Source organism: Pseudomonas sp. GD03862 (genome assembly GCF_029840855.1).
Taxonomy (GTDB): Bacteria; Pseudomonadota; Gammaproteobacteria; order Pseudomonadales; family Pseudomonadaceae; genus Aquipseudomonas; species Aquipseudomonas alloputida.
Window position 1 is genome coordinate 1 of the sequence record NZ_JAOCDI010000030.1, and the last position, 18,858, is coordinate 18,858.

The 18,858-nt window shown below is 62.9% G+C and carries 17 protein-coding genes; 11 read left to right on the top strand and 6 right to left on the bottom strand.

Annotated features, from left to right (window positions below; genetic code table 11):
- Positions 1-424: 424 nt before the first annotated feature.
- Positions 425-1,084 (bottom strand): pentapeptide repeat-containing protein, encoded by a 660-nt coding sequence (locus tag N5D53_RS18725; protein WP_020193825.1) that lies wholly within the window; start codon positions 1,082-1,084, stop codon positions 425-427.
- 66 nt (positions 1,085-1,150) lie between these two features.
- Positions 1,151-3,046, bottom strand: a complete 1,896-nt coding sequence (exaA, locus tag N5D53_RS18730; protein ID WP_010953593.1) for a quinoprotein ethanol dehydrogenase — start codon at positions 3,044-3,046, stop codon at positions 1,151-1,153.
- Positions 3,047-3,300: 254 nt separating this feature from the next.
- Between exaA and pedF the strand changes: the two genes are divergently transcribed.
- The 11 genes from pedF (at position 3,301) to N5D53_RS18785 (ending at position 14,691) form a co-directional block, all read left to right on the top strand.
- Positions 3,301-3,762, top strand: coding sequence for a cytochrome c-550 PedF (gene pedF, locus N5D53_RS18735; protein WP_010953594.1), 462 nt, complete (start codon positions 3,301-3,303; stop codon positions 3,760-3,762).
- A 5-nt stretch (positions 3,763-3,767) separates the two neighbouring features.
- Positions 3,768-4,643, top strand: coding sequence for a transporter substrate-binding domain-containing protein (locus N5D53_RS18740; RefSeq protein ID WP_012052781.1), 876 nt, complete (start codon positions 3,768-3,770; stop codon positions 4,641-4,643).
- Positions 4,644-4,651: 8 nt separating this feature from the next.
- Entirely contained in the window at positions 4,652-5,413 is a 762-nt protein-coding gene (locus N5D53_RS18745; RefSeq protein ID WP_019436701.1) for a quinoprotein dehydrogenase-associated SoxYZ-like carrier, read from the top strand.
- Positions 5,414-5,451: 38 nt separating this feature from the next.
- Positions 5,452-6,375 carry a quinoprotein relay system zinc metallohydrolase 1 gene (locus N5D53_RS18750; protein WP_060544998.1) on the top strand — a complete coding sequence of 308 codons (924 nt, stop codon included), beginning with the start codon at positions 5,452-5,454 and terminating at the stop codon, positions 6,373-6,375.
- 171 nt (positions 6,376-6,546) lie between these two features.
- Positions 6,547-8,334 carry a PQQ-dependent alcohol dehydrogenase PedH gene (gene pedH, locus N5D53_RS18755; protein ID WP_121161841.1) on the top strand — a complete coding sequence of 596 codons (1,788 nt, stop codon included), beginning with the start codon at positions 6,547-6,549 and terminating at the stop codon, positions 8,332-8,334.
- Between the two features lie 163 nt (positions 8,335-8,497).
- Positions 8,498-10,018, top strand: a complete 1,521-nt coding sequence (locus N5D53_RS18760; protein ID WP_003254088.1) for an aldehyde dehydrogenase family protein — start codon at positions 8,498-8,500, stop codon at positions 10,016-10,018.
- A gap of 230 nt (positions 10,019-10,248) precedes the next feature.
- On the top strand, positions 10,249-10,320 hold the full coding sequence (gene pqqA / locus N5D53_RS18765) for a pyrroloquinoline quinone precursor peptide PqqA (RefSeq protein WP_003243383.1): 72 nt from the start codon (positions 10,249-10,251) through the stop codon (positions 10,318-10,320).
- A 51-nt stretch (positions 10,321-10,371) separates the two neighbouring features.
- Positions 10,372-10,644 carry a pyrroloquinoline quinone biosynthesis peptide chaperone PqqD gene (gene pqqD, locus N5D53_RS18770; protein ID WP_064490943.1) on the top strand — a complete coding sequence of 91 codons (273 nt, stop codon included), beginning with the start codon at positions 10,372-10,374 and terminating at the stop codon, positions 10,642-10,644.
- A gap of 89 nt (positions 10,645-10,733) precedes the next feature.
- Positions 10,734-11,897, top strand: a complete 1,164-nt coding sequence (gene ercA / locus N5D53_RS18775; RefSeq protein ID WP_004576476.1) for an alcohol dehydrogenase-like regulatory protein ErcA — start codon at positions 10,734-10,736, stop codon at positions 11,895-11,897.
- Complete coding sequence (locus N5D53_RS18780) at positions 11,881-13,554, top strand: NahK/ErcS family hybrid sensor histidine kinase/response regulator (RefSeq protein WP_279840591.1); 1,674 nt, start codon at positions 11,881-11,883, stop codon at positions 13,552-13,554. The genes ercA and N5D53_RS18780 overlap by 17 nt, the downstream gene beginning before the upstream one ends.
- Positions 13,555-14,076: 522 nt before the next feature.
- Positions 14,077-14,691, top strand: a complete 615-nt coding sequence (locus N5D53_RS18785; protein WP_279840603.1) for a hypothetical protein — start codon at positions 14,077-14,079, stop codon at positions 14,689-14,691.
- A gap of 43 nt (positions 14,692-14,734) precedes the next feature.
- Here the strand turns inward: N5D53_RS18785 and N5D53_RS18790 are convergent, their stop codons facing one another.
- The 4 genes from N5D53_RS18790 to N5D53_RS18805 form a co-directional block, all read right to left on the bottom strand.
- On the bottom strand, positions 14,735-16,084 hold the full coding sequence (locus N5D53_RS18790; protein WP_279840592.1) for a D-serine ammonia-lyase: 1,350 nt from the start codon (positions 16,082-16,084) through the stop codon (positions 14,735-14,737).
- A 248-nt stretch (positions 16,085-16,332) separates the two neighbouring features.
- The gene (locus N5D53_RS18795) at positions 16,333-17,055 is read right to left on the bottom strand and encodes a proteasome-type protease (RefSeq protein ID WP_014756324.1); all 723 of its coding nucleotides are present in this window, start codon (positions 17,053-17,055) and stop codon (positions 16,333-16,335) included.
- A gap of 73 nt (positions 17,056-17,128) precedes the next feature.
- On the bottom strand, positions 17,129-17,908 hold the full coding sequence (locus tag N5D53_RS18800; RefSeq protein WP_020189941.1) for a transglutaminase family protein: 780 nt from the start codon (positions 17,906-17,908) through the stop codon (positions 17,129-17,131).
- Positions 17,905-18,855, bottom strand: coding sequence for an alpha-E domain-containing protein (locus tag N5D53_RS18805; RefSeq protein ID WP_003254074.1), 951 nt, complete (start codon positions 18,853-18,855; stop codon positions 17,905-17,907). Before N5D53_RS18805 ends, N5D53_RS18800 begins: the two co-directional genes overlap by 4 nt.
- Positions 18,856-18,858 lie beyond the last annotated feature (3 nt).

Sequence of the window (18,858 nt, forward strand, 5' to 3'; positions counted from 1 at the left end):
TGTGTAGGAGCGGGTTTACCCGCGAATACGGTAGCGGCGGCAACAGTGAACGGCAGGTGGAAATTGGCCAGCAGGGCCGGCCCTTTCGCGGGTGAACCCGCTCCTACACGACGGGCTGTGTCCAACCCTCGATGCGTGTCCACCACCGATCTGTGTGTGTAGGAGCGGGTTTACCCGCGAATACGGTAGCGGCGGCAACGGTGAACGGCGGGTGGAGATTGGCCAGCAGGCCCGGCCCTTTCGCGGGTGAACCCGCTCCTACACGACGGGCTGTGTCCAACCCTCGAGGTGTGTCCACCACCGATCTGTGTGTGTAGGAGCGGGTTTACCCGCGAATACGGTGGCGGCGGCAACGGTGAACGGCGGGTGGAGATTGGCCAGCAGGCCCGGCCCTTTCGCGGGCAAACCCGCGCCTACAGGCCCCTCATTTGTCCCAGGTTTCAGGGCACCCCTTGCACCCCTCCATGTTGGCCTCCTGAAAATTCCCGTAATGCTGCCGCGCCCCGCGCAAATCGGCGCGTGCCAGGTTGCTCTGGCCAAACTTGGCTTCCTGCAGGTTGGCATCGCCCAGGTTGGCCTCTTGCAGGTCAGCCTTGCTCAACCAGGCCATCTCCAGGTCCGCCGCCTGCAAGTTGGCCTGCTGCAGCTTTGCCCCGGACAGCCTGGCGAATTGCAGGTAGGCTGCGCGCAGGTCCGCCTTTTCAAACTGTGCGCCCTGGGCGAACAAGCCCCAGCCTTGAATGGCCACCAGCTTGCTGTTGCTCAGGTCGGCCAGGCGCAGATTGCTCTGTTGCAGGCTGGCGCGGGTCAGGTTGGCACCTTGCAGGCGGGCTTTTTCCAGATTTGCCAGGTCCAGCTGGGCGTGACGCAGGTCGGCATCGCGCAGGTCGGCACCGGCCAGGTTCATCTTGCGCAGGTCCTGGTTGGCCAGGTTGGCGCCGCGCAGGTTGGCGCCCGGGCACTGGCTGGCTTCGGCAATCACGCAGCCGTTGATGGTCAAGGGGGTATCGTTGCCGGCGTCGTCGGCGTTCACTGCCAGGGCAGGGGATAGCGCCAGCAGCAAGGTCAAGGGCAGGTAATTCATGGCAAAAGCCTCCGGGCAGGAGAAGGGCAGAAACGGGGAGGGGCGCAGGCCGCTCCCCGCTGCAGGTCAACGCTGTGCAGTCTTGTTGTCCCAGCTCGGGATCTTGAACACCCAGAACGAGCCACCCTGAGCCACCGGTTTGGTCAGCTCGGCCATGTCGCCGCCCCACAGTGGTACCGCACCGCCGTAGCCCACGGTCACGCCGATGTACTGCTCGCCGTCCTGTTCCCAGGTGATGGGCGGCGAGACGATGCCGCTGCCAGTCTGGAACTTCCACAGCTCTTTGCCCGTCTTGGCGTCGAAGGCCTTGAAGAAGCCGTCGCCCGTGCCGGTGAACACCAGGTTGCCCTTGGTCGCCAACACCCCGGCCCACAGCGGCAGGTGTTCCTTGTGTTCCCACACCAGCTTGCCGGTGGTCGGGTCCATGGCGCGCAACGTGCCGACGTGGTCGTCGTACATGCGCTTGATACGGAAGCCCATGCCCAGATAAGCCGAGCCCTTCTTGTAGTTCACTTCCTCGGTCCAGTATTCCTCTTTCCACTGGTTGCCGGGGATGTAGAACAGCCCGGTGTCCTGGCTGTAGGCCATGGGGTTCCAGTTCTTGCCGCCCAGGAACGGTGGCGAGACTTCCACCGGCTTGCCCTTGGTTTCACCCGGCAGCGGCTTGGCCGGGCGTTGGCCGGGGTTTTCCACCGGGCGCCCGGTCTTCAGGTCGATATGGCTGGCCCAGGTGATGTTGTCGACGAAGGGGAAAGCGTTCTGCAGCTTGCCGTTGTTGCGGTCGACCACATAGAAGAAACCGTTGCGGTCGGCGTGGGCGGTGGCCTTGACCACGTTGCCGTTCTTGTCCTTGTAGTCGAACAGCACCAGCTCGTTGTTGCCGGAGAAGTCCCAGGCATCGTTGGGGGTGTGCTGGTAGAACCACTTGACCTCGCCGGTGCTCGGGTCGACGCCGACCTGGCCGGAGGTGTACAGGCTGTCGAAGTCATGCGGGTTGCCGTCTTTCGACGTGCGCGCCCAGGTATTCCAAGGGCCGGGGTTGCCAGCGCCGACAATGATGGTGTTGGTTTCGGGGTCGAAGCTCGCGCTTTGCCAAGGGGCTCCGCCGCCGTGGCTCCAGGCTTCGACCTTGCCGGTTTCGGTGGTAGGGTCGTCTGGCCAGGACGGCGCCTTGACGTCACCGGTCGGGGTGCTGTCCTTGCCGTTCAGGCGGCCCATGTGGCCCTCGACGAAGGGCCGCATCCACACTTCTTCGCCGGTGTCCGGGTCGCGTGCGAACAGCTGGCCGACCACCCCGAATTCATCGCCGGAGCTGCCGTGGATCAGCAGCACCTTGCCGCTGGTCTTGTCCTTGATCAGCACTGGCGCACCGGTCATGGTGTAGCCGGCGCTGTGGTCGCCGAACTTCTTGTTCCACACCACTTTGCCGGTGCGCTTGTCGAGGGCGATGACACGCGCATCGAGGGTGCCAAAGTAGATCTTGTCGCCGTAGATCGCCGCCCCGCGGTTGACCACGTCACAGCAGGGACGAATGTTGTCGGGCAGGCGGTGGTTGTAGGTCCACAGGCGTTTGCCGGTCTTGGCATCGAGGGCGAATACCCGTGAGTACGAGCCGGTGACGTAGACCACGCCATCGCTGACGATGGCCTGGGATTCCTGGCCGCGCTGCTTCTCGTCGCCGAAGGAGTAGGACCAGGCCGGGGTCAGCTTGAACACGTTCTTGTCATTGACCTGGGCCAGCGGGCTCCAGCGCTGGGCATTGGTGCCCATGCCGTACTGCAGCACGTCCTGGGTGGTCAGGTGGTCATTGGCGATGTCTTCCCAGGTGACGTTCTTGCCGGCAGGTGCAGCGGGTGTGCTGGCCGCTGTTGCCACATTGCCCAGGGCCAGGCTACCGGCCATTAGCAGGACGCGCACGCTCAGGGCCAGCGGGGAAAGGGCGGGTAGCGATCTTATTGTCATGGTTGCAGTTCCCAGTGGAGGTTTTGGCCTGCACAGGGTGGGGCGCAGCAGCTGTCGCGGGATACGGAAAAAGTCCCGCCCTTGCCGGGAATAGTTCCCGCACGGCACCTCAATTGGCCCTTCGCCACAAGCCCTACTACCAAGGGATTAAGGCCCGGCCACCAAAGCAGCATTCGGCCGCCCGCGGGCTGTTTCTAAGATGGCGGCACGGCCTCTGTGGTTGAGGCTTTGTGTGCAAAGGTGAGGGCATAACAATGACAACAAAATGCAATGTGTTGCTTGCTGCTGGGTTGCTGGCCGCAGCCGTGCTGACCGGTACAGCCTGGGCCCATGGCAACGTGGTGCCCCAGGCAGTGGAGACCAAGGGCCTGACTCCGATCAAGGACACTGGCGTGAGCCTGGACGGCGACGGCTGGGCCGCGGTCAACCCGTACCGCAGCTCGCCCGAGCACGACAAGGCCGTGGAAATCGGCGCCTCGGCCTACAACCAGAACTGCGCTGCCTGTCATGGCCTGGAGGCCAAGTCGGGTGGTATCGCGCCTGACTTGCGCATGCTCGACGCGGGTGATGCCGGCGATGAATGGTTCGTCGAGCGGGTACGCCACGGCGCGGTTCGCGACGGCCGCGTGTACATGCCGAAGATGGCCGATTACCTCAGCCAGGAAGCCCTGTGGGCGGTGCGCACCTACCTGGACAGCGTGCACGTCGAGGAGTGACGGCCATGCGTCTGTGGGCGGTGCTGTTGAGTGGCCTGCTGCTGTGTTGCGCGGCGGCCCAAGCGCAGGTGCGCAACTATGACGCGATCATCGCCGCCGGCGAGCTCAAGGTGGCGGTGTACAAGGATTTCGCCCCCTACAGTTTTCAGGACCACGGCCAGCCGCGTGGTGTCGATGTGGAGCTGGCGCAGGCCCTGGCCACGGCCTTGGGGGTACGCCTGCAACTGATCTGGGCGCCACCCGGAGAAAAGCTCGACGATGACCTGCGCGACTACATCTGGCGTGGCAGCCCGCTGCGTCATCAGCAATTGGCCGACCTGATGATGCGGGTGCCTTACGATCGCGCCTACGCGCAGCGGCGCAACGAGCTGGGGGAGCTGGAAAACGCCCAGGTGGTGATGTTCGGCCCCTATCAGCAGGAGCGTTGGCAGGTGGCCTACGATCGCCGTCGCCTGGCCTCGGTGGCCAGTGTCGCGGTATTCCAGCAGCATCCTATCGGGGTCGAGGTGGACAGCGTGCCGTCGTTCTACCTGACATCGGTGTTCAACGGCATGCTCAGCGCCAGGACCCACCATTACCCCAGCGTGCAGCAGGCGTTCGCTGCCATGCAGGCCGGCCAGGTGGACGCAGTGATGGCGATGCGCGGCGAGGTTGACTGGCAGCTGCACCAGGCCGCCGACCCACAACTGGCCTTGGCAGAGAACGCCTACCCGAACCTCGGCAAACAGGCCTGGGAAATCGGCATGGCCGTGCATGAAAGCAACCGGCAGTTGGCCTACGCGGTGGAGGAGGCCATGGAAGCGATGATTCGCGATGGCCGGCTCAAGGCGATGTATGCCGCATACGGCCTGCGTTACGAGGTCCCGGAGATGTATCAATAGGAGTGGCCATGAACTGGCGAGCAACTTTCCTGCTGGCCTGCTGGATGCCCTGGGCCGCCCAGGCTGCGACACAAGGCACCCACACAGACCCGGTGCCTTCCGTGATGTGGGACTTCTACCACAAGCAGTTGCTGGGGCAGGCGGCGTTCGTGTTCGATGACCGTGTGAAGCTTCTGGCGCCGCCCTTTGCCGAGGATGCACGGCAGGTACCGCTGGAGATCGACGCCCGGGCGTTCACGGGCGATGTGGTGCGGATTATCGCCTGGGCAGAACTGAACCCTCTGCCGCGCATCGTCGACTTTCAGCCCGGCGAGCGCGTGTTGCCCTGGTTGTCGATCCGCATCCGCATCGAACAGGCCACACCGTTGCGCGCCGCCGTACTGACACGCGATGGCCTGTGGCACGTCGGTTCGACCCTGATCGATGCTGCCGGCGGCGGTTGTACTGCACCCAGCGTGGTGCGCACCCAGCCCGGCTGGGAGGAGCACCTCGGGGAGGTGCTGGGCGGGCGCTACCCGCGTGGCGACAGCAGCCGCCTGCGCCTGCAGGTGGCCCACCCCATGGATAACGGCCTGGTCAGCGGCATTCCTGAGTTCTTTCTCAACCATGCCGAGTTGCAAGGTGCAGATGGCCAGCGCCTGGCCAGCCTGGAGCTGTACCCGGCGGTCAGCGAAAACCCCAACCTGGGCTTTGACATTCAGGGCCCCGGGCCAACACGGCTGCTGTTGCGGGACAACAGCGGCAACCAGTTCGAGGCGGCGCTGCCCTGAGCGCGTTGTCTGATTTCACCCTGACCCGAGGCACCATCATGCGTTGGATCCTGTTGTTGCTGCTGTGCCTGGGGCTGCCGGCCCAGGCTGATCTGGCGTACCGGCTCACACCCCGGCAGATCGCCGAGGGCACCTGGTTGCTGGAAGGCAGCACCGACAATTTCGCCAAGGCCAATGGCGGCAATGTGGTCAACACTGCGTTCATCGTCACCGACAGCGGTGTGGTGGTGATCGACAGCGGGCCGTCGAAAGGCTATGGCGAGGCATTGCGCAAGGCAATTGCCACCCTCACCGACAAGCCGGTAGTGGAAGTGCTGTTGACCCATCATCATCCGGACCATGTGCTGGGCAACCAGGCCTTTGCCGATGTGCCGATCGGTGCCCTGGCCGGCACCCGCGACCTGCTGCGCCAGCAAGGCGATGCCATGGCCGAGAACATGTATCGCCTGGTCGGCGACTGGATGCGCGGTACCGAGGTGGTGCTGCCGACCCGGGTGCTGCAGCCGGGTGTGCATGAGGTGGGTGGGCACCGCCTGAGGTTGCTGGGGCTGGGCGGGCATACGGGTGCCGACCTGGCGATTTTCGATGAAAAGACCGGCGTGCTGTTTGCCGGCGATCTGGTGTTCTACGAACGCGCCCTGACCACGCCCAACAGCCCGGGGCTGGACGTGTGGCTCAAGGACCTGGATACCCTGCAGGCACTGCCCTGGAAACAGCTTGTACCCGGGCATGGCCCGTTGGCCAGTGATGCGCAGCCGTTCGTGCAGATGCGTGACTACCTGGGCTGGCTCGATGGCCTGATGCGTGATGGCGCGGCGCGCGGTGACGACATGGCCGAGATGATCCGCAGCCCCATTCCCGAACGGTTTGCCGGGATCAGCCTGACGCGTTATGAGCTGATCCGCAGTGTCAGCCACCTGTACCCGCGTTACGAGCGCCAGCAGTTGCAGCGCTTGCCATGACATTTTTTGTGCCTGTCAGCCCCCGTGCCGCCCACCCATCGCTCAGGCCCCTACCAAGGAACTAGAAAACTCCGCACTGCGAGCAATTGTTGGCAATCGGGTCGGGACCAAGAATTCCCGACACACCGGGAAATTTTCCCGGGCACAACAAAAAAACCAAAGGTAGCCGTCATGACCCGATCCCCACGTCGCCCCTTGTTCGCCGTGAGCCTGGTGCTCAGCGCCATGCTGCTTGCCGGCGCGGCTCACGCCGCTGTCAGCAATGAAGAAATCCTCCAGGACCCGAAGAACCCGCAGCAGATCGTGACCAATGGCCTGGGCGTGCAGGGCCAGCGCTACAGCCCGCTGGACCTGCTCAACGTCAATAACGTCAAGGAACTGCGCCCGGTCTGGGCATTCTCCTTTGGCGGAGAGAAGCAGCGCGGCCAGCAGGCCCAGCCGCTGATCAAGGACGGGGTGATGTACCTGACCGGCTCCTACTCGCGGGTGTTCGCCGTGGATGCCCGCACCGGCAAGAAACTGTGGCAATACGATGCACGTCTGCCGGATGACATCCGCCCTTGCTGCGACGTGATCAACCGCGGCGTCGCGCTGTACGGCAACCTGGTGTTCTTCGGCACGCTGGACGCCAAGCTGGTGGCCCTGAACAAGGACACCGGCAAGGTGGTCTGGAGCAAGAAGGTCGCCGACCACAAAGAAGGCTACTCCATCAGCGCCGCGCCGATGATCGTCAATGGCAAGCTGATCACAGGCGTTGCCGGCGGCGAGTTCGGCGTGGTGGGCAAGATCCAGGCCTACAACCCGGAAAACGGCGAGCTGCTGTGGATGCGCCCCACCGTGGAAGGGCACATGGGCTATGTGTACAAGGACGGCAAGGCGATCGAGAACGGTATTTCCGGCGGTGAGGCGGGCAAGACCTGGCCTGGCGACCTGTGGAAGACCGGCGGCGCCGCGCCGTGGCTGGGCGGTTACTACGACCCTGAAACCAACCTGATCCTGTTCGGTACCGGCAACCCGGCACCGTGGAACTCGCACCTGCGCCCCGGTGACAACCTGTACTCCTCCTCACGCCTGGCACTGAACCCGGACGACGGCACCATCAAGTGGCACTTCCAGAGCACGCCGCATGACGGCTGGGACTTCGACGGCGTCAACGAGCTGATCTCGTTCAACTACAAGGACGGCGGCAAGGAGGTCAAGGCTGCCGCTACGGCCGACCGCAACGGTTTCTTCTACGTGCTCGACCGCACCAACGGCAAGTTCATCCGCGGCTTCCCCTTCGTGGACAAGATCACCTGGGCCACTGGCCTGGACAAGGACGGCCGGCCGATCTACAACGACGCCAGCCGCCCGGGCGCACCCGGCAGCGAGGCCAAGGGCAGCTCGGTGTTCGTCGCGCCGGCCTTCCTCGGCGCCAAGAACTGGATGCCGATGGCCTACAACAAGGACACAGGGCTGTTCTACGTGCCGTCCAACGAGTGGGGCATGGACATCTGGAACGAAGGCATCGCCTACAAGAAAGGTGCGGCGTTCCTCGGTGCCGGCTTCACCATCAAGCCGCTCAATGAAGACTACATCGGCGTGCTGCGCGCCATCGACCCGGTCAGCGGCAAGGAAGTGTGGCGCCACAAGAACTACGCGCCGCTGTGGGGCGGTGTGCTGACCACCAAGGGCAACCTGGTGTTCACGGGCACGCCAGAGGGCTTCCTGCAGGCATTCAACGCCAAGACCGGCGAAAAGGTCTGGGAATTCCAGACCGGCTCAGGCGTGCTTGGCTCGCCCGTCACCTGGGAAATGGACGGCGAGCAATACGTTTCGGTGGTCTCCGGCTGGGGCGGCGCGGTGCCGCTGTGGGGCGGCGAAGTGGCCAAACGGGTCAAGGACTTCAACCAGGGCGGCATGCTCTGGACCTTCAAGTTGCCCAAGCAGTTGCAGCAAACGGCAAGCGCCAAGCCATAACGCCTGCCTACTGCCGCTTGCTGCCGCTGATCTGCTGGCAAGCGGCCCTACTACCAAATGACGAGAGCCCCGCTGCCAACGATGCATTCGCCCGGCACGCGGGGCTTCTTACCATCGGTGCATCGCCTGTCGTGGGACAGGCACCGACCCGCAGAGGCTCAGCATGATCTACGCACAACCCGGAACTCCAGGCGCCGTCGTATCCTTCAAACCCCGTTATGGCAACTTCATCGGTGGCGAGTTCGTGCAGCCGTTGGCTGGCCAGTACTTCACCAACAGCTCGCCGGTCAATGGCCAGCCGATTGCCGAATTCCCGCGCTCCACGGCCCAGGACGTCGAGCGCGCCCTGGACGCCGCGCATGCCGCCGCCGAAGCCTGGGGCAAGACCTCGGTGCAAGACCGTGCGCGGGTACTGCTGAAAATTGCCGACCGCATCGAACAGAACCTGGAAGTGCTGGCGGTTACCGAAAGTTGGGACAACGGCAAGGCCATACGCGAAACCTTGAATGCCGACGTGCCGCTGGCAGCGGACCACTTCCGCTATTTTGCCGGTTGCATCCGCGCCCAGGAGGGTGGCGTAGGCGAGATCAACGAAGGCACCGTGGCTTATCACATCCACGAGCCGCTGGGTGTGGTGGGGCAGATCATCCCGTGGAACTTCCCGCTGCTGATGGCCGCCTGGAAGCTTGCCCCGGCCTTGGCCGCTGGCAACTGCGTGGTGCTCAAGCCCGCAGAGCAGACGCCGCTGTCGATTACCGTCTTTGCCGAACTGATCGCCGACCTGTTGCCGGCAGGCGTACTGAACATCGTCCAGGGCTTTGGCCGTGAGGCCGGCGAGGCGCTGGCCACCAGCAAGCGCATTGCCAAGATCGCGTTCACCGGGTCCACCCCGGTGGGCTCGCACATCATGAAGTGCGCGGCCGAGAACATTATCCCGTCCACCGTCGAACTGGGTGGCAAGTCGCCGAACATCTTCTTCGAAGACATCATGCAGGCCGAGCCGGCGTTCATCGAGAAGGCTGCCGAAGGCCTGGTGCTGGCGTTCTTCAACCAGGGCGAGGTGTGCACCTGCCCGTCACGGGCGCTGATCCAGGAGTCGATCTACGAACCGTTCATGGCCGAGGTGATGAAGAAGATCGCCAAGATCACCCGTGGCAACCCGCTGGATACCGAAACCATGGTGGGTGCCCAGGCGTCCGAGCAACAGTACGACAAGATCCTTTCGTACCTGGAGATTGCCCGGGAGGAGGGCGCGCAGCTGCTCACCGGCGGTGGTGCCGAGCGGCTGCAGGGTGACTTGGCCAGCGGTTACTACATTCAGCCAACGCTGCTCAAGGGCAACAACAAGATGCGCGTGTTCCAGGAAGAAATCTTCGGGCCGGTGGTGGGCGTGACCACCTTCAAGGACGAAGCCGAAGCGCTGGCGATCGCCAACGACAGTGAATTCGGCCTGGGCGCCGGCCTGTGGACCCGCGACATCAACCGCGCTTACCGCATGGGCCGCGGGATCAAGGCCGGGCGAGTGTGGACCAACTGCTACCACCTGTACCCGGCGCATGCGGCGTTCGGGGGGTACAAGAAGTCCGGTGTTGGCCGTGAGACCCACAAGATGATGCTTGACCATTATCAGCAGACCAAGAACCTGCTGGTGAGCTACGACATCAATCCGCTGGGCTTCTTCTAGACCGCGTCGCGGCCTTCGCGGGCTCGCCCGCTCCCACAGGTTCACCGTTGGTTCCAGAACCGGTGAAGAACCTGTGGGGGCGGGCGAGCCCGCAAAAGGGCCGGCACATGCATGGCCTACCCGTACCAACGCACCCCGCAAGCTCGTTCCAAAGTAGCATTCGGTCCAGTCCGCCCCCGTGCATTAATGTTTCTACCGGAATCCTCCGGCACAAGAAGAGGACTTGCCCTATGTGGACTAAACCCGCCTATACCGACCTGCGCATTGGCTTCGAAGTGACGATGTATTTCGCCAACCGTTGATGACGGCCCGGCCATCGCCACGGTGGCCGGATCCTCCTGGAGCATGCGCCTGTGAACCTGATTGATCGCCAGCAGGCCCTTGCCTTGGGGCGAGGCTTGCGCCTGGGCTGGGAGCCACAGAAGGCTTGCCACGTGCTGTTGTACGCCGGGGGCATCATCGAGCTCAACGCCAGTGCCGGCTGGGTCCTGGAGCTGCTGGACGGCCACAGTACCGTGGCAACGGTCATCGACCGCCTGGCACAACGCTTCCCCGATGTACCGGGGCTCGAAGAGGACGTGCTGGCGTTTCTGGAGGTGGCCCGCGCCAAATCCTGGATAGAATGACTGGTAGCCCCGCTTTGGTCTGGTTGCTTTCGTGGTGGGATGCTTTACGCTGGCGGTTATCTTCCAGAACAATAAGAACAGGCTTACCGATGAGCCAGAGTTTCAGCCCCCTTCGCAAGTTCGTATCGCCTGAAATCATCTTTGGTGCCGGCTGCCGGCACAATGTGGCCAATTACGCCAAAACCTTCGGTGCGCGCAAGGTACTGGTGGTCAGCGACCCTGGCGTGATCGCCGCCGGCTGGGTGGCGGATGTGGAGGCCAGCCTGCAGGCCCAGGGTATCGACTACTGCCTGTACACAGCGGTGTCACCCAACCCGCGGGTCGAGGAGGTGATGCTCGGCGCCGAGATCTATCGGCAGAACCACTGTGATGTGATCGTCGCCGTCGGTGGCGGCAGCCCGATGGATTGCGGCAAGGCCATCGGCATCGTGGTGGCCCATGGGCGCAGCATCCTCGAATTCGAAGGCGTGGACATGATCCGCGTGCCCAGCCCGCCGCTGATCCTGATCCCGACCACCGCCGGCACCTCGGCGGACGTGTCGCAGTTCGTGATCATTTCCAACCAGCAGGAACGCATGAAGTTCTCCATCGTCAGCAAGGCGGTGGTGCCGGACGTGTCGCTGATCGACCCGCAGACCACCCTGAGCATGGACCCGTTCCTGTCGGCCTGCACCGGCATCGATGCGTTGGTGCATGCCATCGAGGCCTTCGTGTCTACCGGCCACGGACCGCTGACCGATCCCCATGCGCTGGAAGCCATGCGCCTGATCAATGGCAACCTGGTGGAGATGATCGCCAACCCTACTGATATTGCGCTGCGCGAGAAGATCATGCTCGGCAGCATGCAGGCGGGTCTGGCGTTCTCCAATGCGATCCTGGGCGCAGTGCACGCCATGTCGCACAGCCTGGGCGGCTTCCTCGACTTGCCCCATGGCTTGTGCAATGCGGTGCTGGTGGAGCACGTGGTGGCGTTCAACTACAGCTCGGCGCCGGAGCGTTTCAAGGTGATCGCCGAGGTGTTCGGTATCGACTGCCGCGGTCTCAATCACCGGCAGATCTGCGGGCGGTTGGTGGAGCACCTGATTGCCCTGAAGCGTGCCATCGGCTTCCATGAAACCCTGGGCCTGCACGGGGTGCGCACGTCCGATATCCCGTTCCTGTCGCAACACGCGATGGACGACCCGTGCATCCTCACCAACCCCCGTGCGTCCAGCCAGCGTGATGTCGAGGTGGTCTATGGCGAGGCCCTCTGACGAGCAGCAGCGGGCGTTGGCCGGGCTGCTGGGGCTGGGTGACCACTCGGCGCGCAAAAGCCATTACCCGGAGCTGTCCGCCCGCCTGGACGAGCTGGAAGCCGAACGCAACCGTTACAAATGGCTGTTCGAAAACGCCGTGCACGGTATTTTCCAGGCCAGCCTTCAGGACGGCATGCGCGCCGCAAACCCGGCGCTGGCGCGCATGCTCGGCTATGACGACCCGCAAGCGGTGCTTTTTTCCCTGACTGACCTGGCCGCCAACCTGTTTGATGGCGGTGCCGAGGAGTTGCAGGCCATTACCGCGGTGCTCGCCCGTGAGCACAGCCTGCACGGCTACGAAACCCGTCTGCGGCGCAAGGACGGCAGCCATCTCGATGTACTGATGAACCTGCTGCTCAAACCCGGCCATGAAGGGCTGGTGGAGGGGTTCGTCGCCGACATTACCGAACGCAAGCTGGCCCAGCAGCGCCTGCAACAACTCAATGACGAACTGGAGCAACGGGTCGCTGCGCGTACCGATGAATTGCTGGAGGCGCGCGATGCCGCCGAAGCCGCCAACCGCAGCAAGGACAAATACCTCGCCGCCGCCAGCCATGACCTGCTGCAACCGTTGAACGCCGCGCGCTTGCTGATTTCGACCTTGCGCGAGCGGCCGTTGCCAGAGCCCGAGCATGTGCTGGTGGAGCGTACCCACCAGGCCCTGGAGGGCGCGGAAGACCTGCTGACCGACCTGCTGGACATTTCCCGGCTCGACCAGGCGGCGGTAAAGCCGGATGTGGCCGTGTACCGCCTGGACGAGCTGTTCGCGCCGCTGGTCTCGGAGTTCAGCCCGGTGGCCGAGGCGGCGGGCCTGAAGCTGCACGCACGCATAGCCGACTATGCCATCAGCACTGACCTGCGGTTGCTCACACGCATCCTGCGCAACTTCCTCAGCAACGCTTGCCGGTATACCGAGGAGGGGCGGATCCTGCTCGGGGCAAGGCGCCGCGGTGGTCATTTGCGGCTGGAGGTGTGGGATACCGGACGGGGCATTGCGCAGGACCGGCTGCAGGACATATTCCTCGAGTTCAATCAGCTGGATGTGGGGCGTGCAGCGGATCGCAAGGGCGTTGGCCTCGGGCTGGCCATCGTCGAGCGGATCGCCAAGATACTCGGTTATCGGATCCAGGTGCGGTCGTGGCCAGGGCGTGGCTCGGTGTTCAGCATCGAGGTACCTCTTGGCAAAGAAGTGCCGCTGGCTGTTCACCAGGCTGTGCCGCTGCCCAGCGTCGGTGATCCGCTGCCGGGCCGCCGCCTGCTGGTACTGGACAACGAAGTGAGCATACTCGAGAGCATGGGCGCGCTGTTGGGGCAGTGGGGGTGCGAAGTGGTCACGGCTACTGACCAGGAGGGCGCCTTGCTGGCGTTGCAGGGGCGAGCCCCGGAACTGATCCTGGCCGACTACCACCTGGACCATGGTGTAGTGGGGTACGAGGTGGTGAGGTACCTGCGTGAGCATTTTGCGGCTGCCATACCGGCAGTGATCATTACCGCAGACCGCAGCGATCAGTGCCGGCGGGGCTTGCAGAAGCTAGGGGCGCCGCTACTGAACAAACCTGTGAAACCCGGGAAACTGCGGGCGGTGTTGAGCCAGTTGCTCCTGGTGCATTGTTAGGGTACTCGTTCCCACTCGGCGAAATAGAGCACTTAAATGGCCTGTCGCGAAGTTTGGATCCACTGGCCTTTGAAACTTACCATTCGGTCAACTTGCAAGAAGTTAGTAAACTAACTAATACGGCTTTAAATACCGCTGGTCGGTGCTTTTGCTCAAGAAATGAACGATTTGCCAGTGGGTCGTTCCTATTTGCCAGCGAATGTGTTCTTCAAGTACCACACTTCGCACCTCTCCCCAGAACGTACTGGACGTTCAACTTGATTTGAATCGCAGGGATGCACACGGGGCTTTTCTACCTCTGACAATGGAGTAACGCCATGTCCAACCGAGGCTCAACGGTTGAGCCACTGTGTGCAATTGAGTAACCCTTCGCTGTTTCAATTAACGATATGAATTTGGTCTTCCCGGTGCGATCAAGTCGTACGCATGCTTGTTGCAAGGCCATCTAGCGCTAATGCATTACGTGGAGAATTCGACGTGGAGTTTAATACAATTATTAGCCTGTTCGGGCAGAAAGAATCCATGGAGCTGGTGCGGTTGTCGGTCATTTATGTTCATTTACTGGCCTGTTGTGTCGCCATCGGCCTGGTATTTACCAGTGATGCCGAGATGGTCAGGGACTTGTTGAAGGGGCATCAACAGGCCAGCCATGACGGTAAGCACATGGCGCGATTGCAGGCGTCCGTTGCCAATGCCTTGATATTCCTGTGGTTTACCGGTGCCGCGGTCATTGGCATCGATTACCTTGAAAAAGGCATGAGTTATTTTGCCAATCCCAAACTTCACGCCAAGGTCATTATTGTCTTGCTCCTGACCTTCAATGGCATGTTGTTGCATCGCTATGTATTACCTGCCTTGCTCAAGGCCGGTTCTTTGCTTGACCTGAATATAGGCGTGCGGATGTTTGCGTTGTTTTCTGGTGCACTGTCAGGTGTTTCCTGGTTATATGCAGCGATGCTGGGCGTCGGTCGGCCACTGGCCTGGAAGTATTCGCTGACCGAGTTGCTGTTGGCCTATCCGGTGATGATCCTGCTTGGCTTTGCCCTGATGGCCGCACTGACCCAGTGGGCGCGAAAACGCAATATGGCCAAAGCGACGCCAGCACCTGTGTGGCCGCGGGTGGGCATTCCTTGCTGATGGCCTGAGGCACTGCAACGGCGCCGCGAAGCGGCGCTCGCGGTTACGCGTTTGCCTGCACGCTGCGCCCTTTTGCCAGATAGGCATTGAACTCATCTTCCGGCACCATGCTGCCCCCCGTTCCCCAGACAAGATGGGTGGCCTGCTGCAGCCGGGCTGGGGTGAAGCCTTGGCGAGCCAGGTACTCGCCGGCTTGCAGCACCCGTAGCATACCGGGTACGCCGGCCAGGGCAGAAGGTTCCAGTTTGACCTTGTCCTGCTCATGGGCGATGACCATCAAACGGTACAGTTCTTCGTCGGTCACGGTGTAGTAACCATCGATCAGCCGCTGCATGGCTTTGCCGACAAACCCTGATGGGCGCCCGACCGCCAGGCCGTCTGCGGCGGTGACGTTGTCGATGCCGAAGTCCTGCACGCAGGTTTCATCATGCAGGCCGGTGTAGACACCCAGCAGCATGCAGGGGGAGTGGGTGGGCTCGGCAAAGATGCAGTGCACCGCATCGCCGAACACCAGCTTCAGCCCGAATGCGACACCGCCCGGGCCGCCCCCTACGCCGCACGGCAGGTACACGAACAACGGGTGATCTGCGTTCACCTGGATGCCAGCCTGGTCGAATTGCCGCGCCAACCGTTCGGCGGCGACGGCATAGCCGAGAAACAGCTGTGGGGAGTTTTCGTCGTCGACAAAATAACAATTGGGGTCTGAGGCTGCCTGCTGGCGACCCTGCTCGACCGCTACGCTGTAGTCGCACGCGTGTTCTACCACGGTCACGCCGTTGGCCCGCAACTTGTCCTTCTTCCATTGCCGGGCGTCTGACGACATGTGCACGCTCACCTTAAAACCCAGCTTGGCGCTCATGATGCCAATCGACAGCCCCAGGTTGCCGGTCGAACCCACGGCGATCGTGTACTGGCTGAAGAATGCGCGGGCCTGGTCGCTCGCCAGTTTGGTGTAGTCATCCGTTGGCGTGATCAATCCGGCCGCCAGGGCCAGGTCTTCGGCGTGCTTGAGCACTTCATGGATACCGCCCCGGGCCTTGATCGAACCGGAGATGGGCAGGTCACTGTCCGCCTTGAGCCACAGGCTGCCTGCGTTCTGCAGTGATCCTTCTTCGACAAGCACCCGGCGCAGCTGTGGCAGCGGGATGACAGGCGACTCGATGACCCCGCCGGCAGCGGCTGTTTCGGGGAACACGGTGGCCAGGTAAGGCGCGAACCGCTGCAGCCGCGCGCTGGCCGCTTGCACGTCGGCAGCCGACAGGCCCACATCGTGCAGGGCTTCTGCAGCCTTGGCGATACCAGGGTTGAACCAGCTGGTCTGCTTCAGGGCAACCAGCTCGGCGATGATCGGGTGGCTTTGTTGCCAGGCTTCCAGGGTTTTTCCGTGAATCATGATTTCACCTGCAGTGCAGTCTGTGGGCCGCCAGCAGCAGTCTCGTGACAGGGGGAAGGGGCAGGATAACCCACGGAGTCTCGAACATTACACATTGGCTTTACTGAGGTGTTGCCTGTACCGGCCCCTTCGCGAGCTCGCCCGTTCCCACAGGACATCACAGCCTTCAAGGCTTGCACAGTACCTGTGGGAGCGGGCAAGCCCGCGAAGGGGCCGCTACAGGCAAAGGATCTGATCCGTTTGCTTACTCAGCCATAAGGCGGCGCTGGCAGTTCGGCCAGCAGGGTTTTCAAGCCGTCGCTCCACTGCCTGCGAATCTGCTGGTAATAGGCATCGTCGCTGGTAATGCGCTTGCGCGTCATGCTTTCCAGGCTGTTATTGCGGTACACCAGCAAGTCCAGCGGCATGCCCACCGACAGGTTGCTGCGGATGGTGGAGTCGAACGAAATCAGGCCGCAGCGCAGCGCTTCATCGAGCGGCGTGCGGTAATCCAGGTTGCGGTCGAGTATTGGCCTGCCGTACTTGCTTTCACCCAGCTGCAGAAACGGGGTGTCCGGTGTGGCCTGGAAGAAATTGCCTTGTGCATACACGTTGTAGATGGCCATGGGGCCGCCGGCTATCTGGCCGCCGACGATGAATGAACTGCTAAGGTCGATATCGGCCGTGAGCTTGCTGCGGTCTCTTTTGACCACCTCGCGCAGGGTGTCGGCGACCAGCACCGTTGCATCGTAGAGCGTGGCAACGTTCAGCAGGTGGGGGCCGTTGCCCTGGGTGCGTTGCTGCAGCAGGTTTACCACCGACTGCGAGGTCGCCAGATTGCCGGCGGTCTGCAGCACGATCAGCCGCTCGCCCGGGACGCTGAAGACGAACAACTTGGTGAACGTGGAGATCTGGTCGATGCCGGCATTGGTGCGTGAGTCGCTGATGAAGACAAGCCCGTCCTCCAGGTGCATGGCGACACAGTAAGTCATGCGGTTTCCCTTGTGTTGCGTGTGGAAGGGTCTTGCCGCACTCGCGCGGCAAGACCGGTCTGAAGCCAGTCTGTCACTGGCGATGCACGTGAACGCTGGCCTGCATCGATTCGGCGCCGCCGCCGCGGCGTACGCCCCTGACCGGACAGGCATCGAGGTAGTCCAGGCCCACCGCCAGCTTCAGGTGACGCTCTGGCCGGGTCAGGCGGTTGGTAATGTCGAAGCTGTACCAGGCATCGTCGACCCAGGCTTCGGCCCAGGCGTGGCTGGCCAGGTGTTGTTCGTCCTCGGTGCACAGGTAGCCGGACACATAGCGTGCCGGTACCCCCAGGCTGCGTGCGCAGGCCAGGAAGGCGTGCGTGTGGTCCTGACACACACCTGCGCCACCGTTGAAGGCTTCGATGGCCGTGGTGCCCACTGACGTGGCCCCCGGGCTGTAGGGCATGTGCTCGGCCAGGCCTTGCATCAGCCCGATCAGTGCTGCCCGGTCGCGGTGACTGCCACATTGCCGGACGGCGAAAGCAGTCAGGGTGTTGTCGGCCAGCGTCAGGTGGCTGCCGCGCAGGAACGGCAGGGGCGACTGGCTCTCGGTTTCGTGTTCGCAATCCGGGTCGATCTCGACCTGGCCGTGTGCGGTAAGCGCCAGGTGGCCATGGGGTTTGTCCAGTGTCAGCACATGCAGGATGTTGCCGTAAGGGTCGATCTGGCCCTTGACCTTGCAGGGCAGGTCCAGTTGCCATTGATTGATACGCTGGCGTTCGCTGCTGCGCGGCGTCAGGCGCAGGAACTGGATACTGTTGCACACGTCGCTGGCGTAGCTATAGGTCGTGTCATGGCGAATGGACAGTTTCATACAACCTCCAGGTAGGAGTGATGGACGGCCTGGCCCAGTTGGTTGATGCGGCCGATGAAGTCGCTCAGCCAGGGGTGCAACCCGGCATCAAGGATTTCGTCGATGGCGGTGTAGCGCAGGCGCGCGTTTAGTTCGGCGGCCATGCGCTGGGCGGCACGCCCGGTACTGCCCGGCAGGCCCGCCAGGATCAGGTCCAGTTCCTCGATGCAGGCATGCAGCGAGCGCGGCACGTCCACCCGCAACAGCAACAGCTCGGACACCGGCCGGGCGCTGGGCGCGGCGCGATAGAGCTCGTTGAAGGCCTCGTACGAGGTCAGCGCGCGCAGCAGGGCGCTCCATTGGTAATAGCCGCGGGCAGAGTCGTCGCTGACCTCTTCGGAGGCCTCGCCGAACATTTCATAGCGCGAATCGAGCAGGCGCAGGGTATTGTCCGCCCGCTCCAGGAAGGTCCCCAGGCGAATGAAGCTGTAGGCATCGTTGCGCATGATGGTGCCGGAGGTCGCACCGCGGAACAGGTGCGATCGTTCCTTGACCCAGTCGCAGAACTGGCTGATGCCATAGCGACCCAGGCCATTGCTGGCGATGTTGCGCATTTCGATCCAGGTGGCGTTGATGTTCTCCCACATGTCGGCGGTGATACGGCCGCGCACTGCATGGGCATTGGTCCTGGCGGCCTGCAGGCAGCAATAGATACTGCTGGGGTTGGTGGCGTCGAGGGCGAAGAAGTGCAGCATGCGCTCGGTGTCGAGTTCCTTGTGCCGACGCAGGTAGTCGTCCAGCATGCCCGAGGCCATCAGCGACATTGCCAGTTCGGCATGGCCGTCGCTGCGCCCGGCCTGGGGCATCAGCGATAGCGAGTAGCTGACCTCGAGCATGCGTGCGAGGTTTTCTGCACGCTCCAGGTAGCGGGACATCCAGTACAGGTCGGAAGCAGTTCGCGAAAGCATGGC